We start from the raw sequence: 4,059 nt of genomic DNA, 5'->3' as shown, positions 1-4,059 counted from the left end.
ATCCTGAAGGCGCCGAACGCCGGCTCACCAAAGAAACCGTTCAACAATGGGTCCGCGAAGCCCGCCGCACCGGATCGGTCGGCGTACTGATGCGCGTCAAGGGTCAGAGCGAGCTGGAAGAGCTCGACCTGCTGCCCAAGGACGGCACCCGTTACGAATCGGGCAATCTGGTGATTATGGTCCTGCCCAAGGTCGCGTCATGAGTTGGCTGCTGTTACTGACGGCGTGTCTACTGACGTGCCTGGGGCAAGTGGCGCAGAAATTCGCCGTGGAAAGCTGGCGTGGCGTCGAGTCGTCCTGGGCCGACAAACTGCGTTCGCCATGGTTGTGGCTGGCGCTGTTGGCCCTCGGCAGCGGGCTGCTGGTCTGGCTGCTGGTGTTGCAGCGCCTCGAAGTGGGCATCGCTTACCCGATGCTCAGCCTCAACTTTGTCCTGATCACCCTGATCGCCCGCTTTGTCTTTCGCGAGCCCATCGACCGCCAGCATTGGCTGGGCGTGGCGCTGGTGATCGGCGGCGTGGTGCTGCTGGGGCAACAGTCATGAACAAGGCACGCGGTATCGGCTTTGCCCTGGCCAGTGTGGGCCTGGTCAGCAGTGCCCAGTTGGGCATGCGCTGGAGCATGACGCGCCTGCCGCAACCGGAACAATGGCTGACGGCGCTGAGCGCCGGCAGTGTTGATCTGAGCGCATTGGCCGTGGTGATGGCGGCGATTTTCGCCTACGCCCTGTCGATGCTTTGCTGGCTCGCGGCGCTACGCGACCTGCCGTTGGGGCGGGCCTATTCACTGTTAAGCATCAGCTACGCGCTGGTGTACCTGCTGGCGGCCAGTCTGCCGCTGTTCAACGAATCTTTCAGTTTCACTAAATCGCTGGGCGTGGCACTGGTCATGCTCGGGGTCATCACTATTAACTCTCGTCCGTCTCGTGCGCCCGAATTCAGGAGTGCTCCATGAAAATCACAGTATTTGGTAGCGGTTATGTGGGTCTGGTGCAGGCCGCCGTGTTGGCCGAAGTCGGTCACGACGTCGTGTGCATGGACATTGACCAGAAGAAAGTCGAGCTGCTGCGCCAAGGCCACGTCAGCATTTTCGAACCAGGTCTGTCGAGCCTGGTGCGTGAAGGCCTGGACTCCGGGCGCCTGACGTTCACCGCCGATGAAAAACTCGCCGTGCAACACGGTCGCGTCGCGTTCATCGCCGTGGGCACACCGTCCAGCGAAGACGGCTCGGCCGACCTGAAATACGTGCTGTCGGTGGGTGACGCCGTGGCACGCCACCGTGAGCAGCCGCTGATTCTGGTGGAGAAATCCACCGTACCGGTCGGCACTGGCGACACCCTGCGTGCGCACATCCAGGCCGCGCTGGACGCCGCCGGCCGTGAACTGCAGTTCGATATCGTCTCCAACCCGGAATTCCTCAAGGAAGGTTCGGCGGTGTCCGACTGCCGTCGTCCCGACCGCATCGTCATCGGCTGTGAAGGTGACGAAGTGCGCGATGTGATGCGCGACCTGTACTCGCCGTTCAACCGCAACCACGACCGCATCATGTTCATGGACCTGCGCAGCGCCGAGCTGACCAAGTACGCCGCCAACTGCATGCTGGCGACCAAGATCAGCTTCATCAACCAGATCGCCGAACTGGCCGAACACCTGGGCGCCGACATCGAGTCGGTACGTCAGGGCATCGGTGCCGATACCCGCATCGGTTACCACTTCATCTACCCGGGCTGCGGCTACGGCGGTTCGTGCTTCCCCAAAGACATGCGCGCGCTGATCCACAGCGCCGAACAGGCACACTGTTCCAGCGACCTGCTGCAAGCGGTCGAGGCGATCAACGAGCGGCAGAAGCACAAGCTGTTCGACCGCATCAATGCGTTCTACAAAGGCGACCTGCGCGGCAAGACCTTCGCCCTGTGGGGCCTGGCGTTCAAACCGAACACCGACGACATGCGCGACGCACCGAGCCGCGTCCTGCTCGACTCGCTGTTTGCCGCCGGCGCCAGTGTTCGCGCGTTTGACCCGGAAGCGATGCAGGAAACCCAGCACCTGTACCCGAACGAAGAAAAACTGATGCTGATGGGCACCCCGGAATCAGTGCTGGCGGGTTCCGATGCGCTGATCATCTGCACCGAATGGCAACAGTTCAAGGCGCCGGATTTCGACCTGATCGAGCAACGCCTGAAAGCCCCGGTGATCTTCGACGGCCGCAACCTGTACGACGCCGACCGTCTGGCTCGCAATGGCTTCAAGTACTTCCCGATCGGCCGAGGCGATTCGCGCAAACTGCCGATCCCGCTGCAGCAGTGGTCCGCCACTGCGGACGTCGCTTGATTACGTTGTCGCCCGAGATTCGCCGACAGTCCCTGCTCGCAGGGCTGTTGGCGTTTTTATTGTGCATGGCCGGGGTCTACGGGCAGGCCCCTATCGGTTTCGATTCGCGGTTTGTGTTGTTCGCACAGGAAATGCTGCGCCACGGGCCGACGGTCTTTCCCACGACGTATGGCCAGCCGTACGCGGATTATTCGGCGGTGTCGACGCTGTTTGTCTGGCTGCTGTCGCTACCGTTCGGGACGGTGAATGCCTTGACCGCGTGGGCACCGAGCGCGATGGCCGGCGCCGTGATCGTCACGTTGATGTATCGCTTGCTGGTGCCGTACTCGCGGCGCTGGGCGTTGATCAGTATCGCGTTGCTGATGTTGACCAGTGGCTTCGTGACCGAAGTGCGCGCGGTGTCGCAGGATCTGCTGCTGGCGGCGGTGGCGTTCGCGGTGTTTTACCTCGGTTATGCCCACGACCATTTCGCGGGTGGGCGCCGTTGGCCGCTGATTTTCGCTTTGCTGTTGCTCGGTTTCGGCATTCGCGGTCCCATCGGCCTGGTGGTGCCGACCGGCATGCTCTGCAGTTATTACCTGCTCAATCGACAGTGGTCGCGCCTGCTGGTGTTTGGTGTGCTGGCAGCGGTGTTGCTGGTGGCGTGCGTCGGTCTGCTGTTGTGGCTGGCCCGGGTCAGCGGCGGTCCGGGATTCATGCAGGACGTGATCCGCATGCAGTTCATGGGGCGCATGGACGGTAGCGAAGGGGTCAGCGGATCGCTGTATTACTTCACCAGTTCCTTCGGCAACTATGCGCTGGCCTACCCGTTGGCGTTATTGGCATTGGCGGCGTCATGGCTGGGCAAACCGCAGCAGCGCGGCCCCGCGTTGCGTCTGGTGCAGTATTGCGCGGCGGCCGGGTTGATCGTGATGGTCGGCTTGTCGATCCCGCAAGCGAAGAAAGCGCGGTATCTGCTGCCGATGTTGCCGATGGCGGCGATCATTGCGGCGTATCCGTTCCAAGTGGCACATGGCTGGGTGTTTCGCGGGTTGCGCGGGTTGATGCTTGGCCTGTGGCTGCTGACGCCGGGTGTCCTGATGGTGCTGTTGTTCGTGGCGCGTCGGCGCTTTCCCGAGCAATTGCAAGACGTCACCTTTGTTTTGATCGGCCTCGGTGCACTGCAACTGGTGGCGCTGTCACGGCTGTTGATGCCGCGTTGGCGCCCGGAAGTCCTGGCACTGATGGCTGTCCTGGCATTGTGGACGGTTTATGTCGCGGTATTTGAACCGGCCGAGCGGCGTCTGTACGACACGCAAACCTTCAGCCGGGACGCCTTCGCGCAGATTCAGCGCAATCCCGCGCCGGTGGTGCTGCACGGCATGGGCAAGGATGCGAAGGCGATCAAGTTCATGGTCAACCTCGAGCAGGACCTGCAACCGCAGTTCAGCGACAGCATCCAGCAACTCGAGGCGGTTCACGGCCCGGCGTGGTTGATGATGGATCGCAGCGATTTCCAGGCCCTGCAAGGTACGCCAATCGGTGAGTTAAAACCGGTACTGACTGGCAGCTTCGACAAAAACGACTACGTCCTGTTGTTCCTCAAGCCCTTGTAGGCGTTACCGAAGGCTGCGATCTTTTGCTGTTTAAACATCAAAAGCAAAAGATCGCCGCCAGTGGCAGCACCTGAAGGGATTTAGTGACCATGAGTTTTGTTGTACGCCGGGCGCAGCAGCGTGATGCCGCCGCC

General features: G+C 61.8%; 4 protein-coding genes and 1 pseudogene. All 5 read left to right on the top strand.

The genetic code is table 11. The features are described from left to right. Positions 1-203 (top strand): annotated as a pseudogene (locus DBR24_RS34375) (4-amino-4-deoxy-L-arabinose lipid A transferase); the annotation flags it as partial. Then, positions 200-544, top strand: a complete 345-nt coding sequence (gene arnE, locus DBR24_RS29490; protein WP_128616458.1) for a 4-amino-4-deoxy-L-arabinose-phosphoundecaprenol flippase subunit ArnE — start codon at positions 200-202, stop codon at positions 542-544. The pseudogene DBR24_RS34375 and the gene arnE, both read left to right, overlap by 4 nt. Next, entirely contained in the window at positions 541-954 is a 414-nt protein-coding gene (arnF, locus tag DBR24_RS29485) for a 4-amino-4-deoxy-L-arabinose-phosphoundecaprenol flippase subunit ArnF (protein WP_128616457.1), read from the top strand. Before arnE ends, arnF begins: the two co-directional genes overlap by 4 nt. Then, on the top strand, positions 951-2,330 hold the full coding sequence (locus DBR24_RS29480; RefSeq protein WP_128616456.1) for a UDP-glucose/GDP-mannose dehydrogenase family protein: 1,380 nt from the start codon (positions 951-953) through the stop codon (positions 2,328-2,330). The genes arnF and DBR24_RS29480 overlap by 4 nt, the downstream gene beginning before the upstream one ends. Beyond that, positions 2,327-3,925, top strand: coding sequence for a glycosyltransferase family 39 protein (locus DBR24_RS29475; RefSeq protein WP_128616455.1), 1,599 nt, complete (start codon positions 2,327-2,329; stop codon positions 3,923-3,925). The genes DBR24_RS29480 and DBR24_RS29475 overlap by 4 nt, the downstream gene beginning before the upstream one ends. Positions 3,926-4,059: the final 134 nt, after the last annotated feature.

This window comes from Pseudomonas sp. HMWF006 (assembly GCF_003061205.1).
GTDB lineage: Bacteria > Pseudomonadota > Gammaproteobacteria > Pseudomonadales > Pseudomonadaceae > Aquipseudomonas > Aquipseudomonas monsensis.
Note: the sequence above shows the minus strand (reverse complement) of the source record. Positions and strands in the feature narration are given on the sequence as shown.

Bases quoted from the DNA above. Each gene is read 5' to 3' on its own strand.
- arnE (WP_128616458.1), top strand. From the start codon at position 200: ATGAGTTGGCTGCTGTTACTGACGGCGTGTCTACTGACGTGCCTGGGG.
- arnF (WP_128616457.1), top strand. From the start codon at position 541: ATGAACAAGGCACGCGGTATCGGCTTTGCCCTGGCCAGTGTGGGCCTG.
- DBR24_RS29480 (WP_128616456.1), top strand. From the start codon at position 951: ATGAAAATCACAGTATTTGGTAGCGGTTATGTGGGTCTGGTGCAGGCC.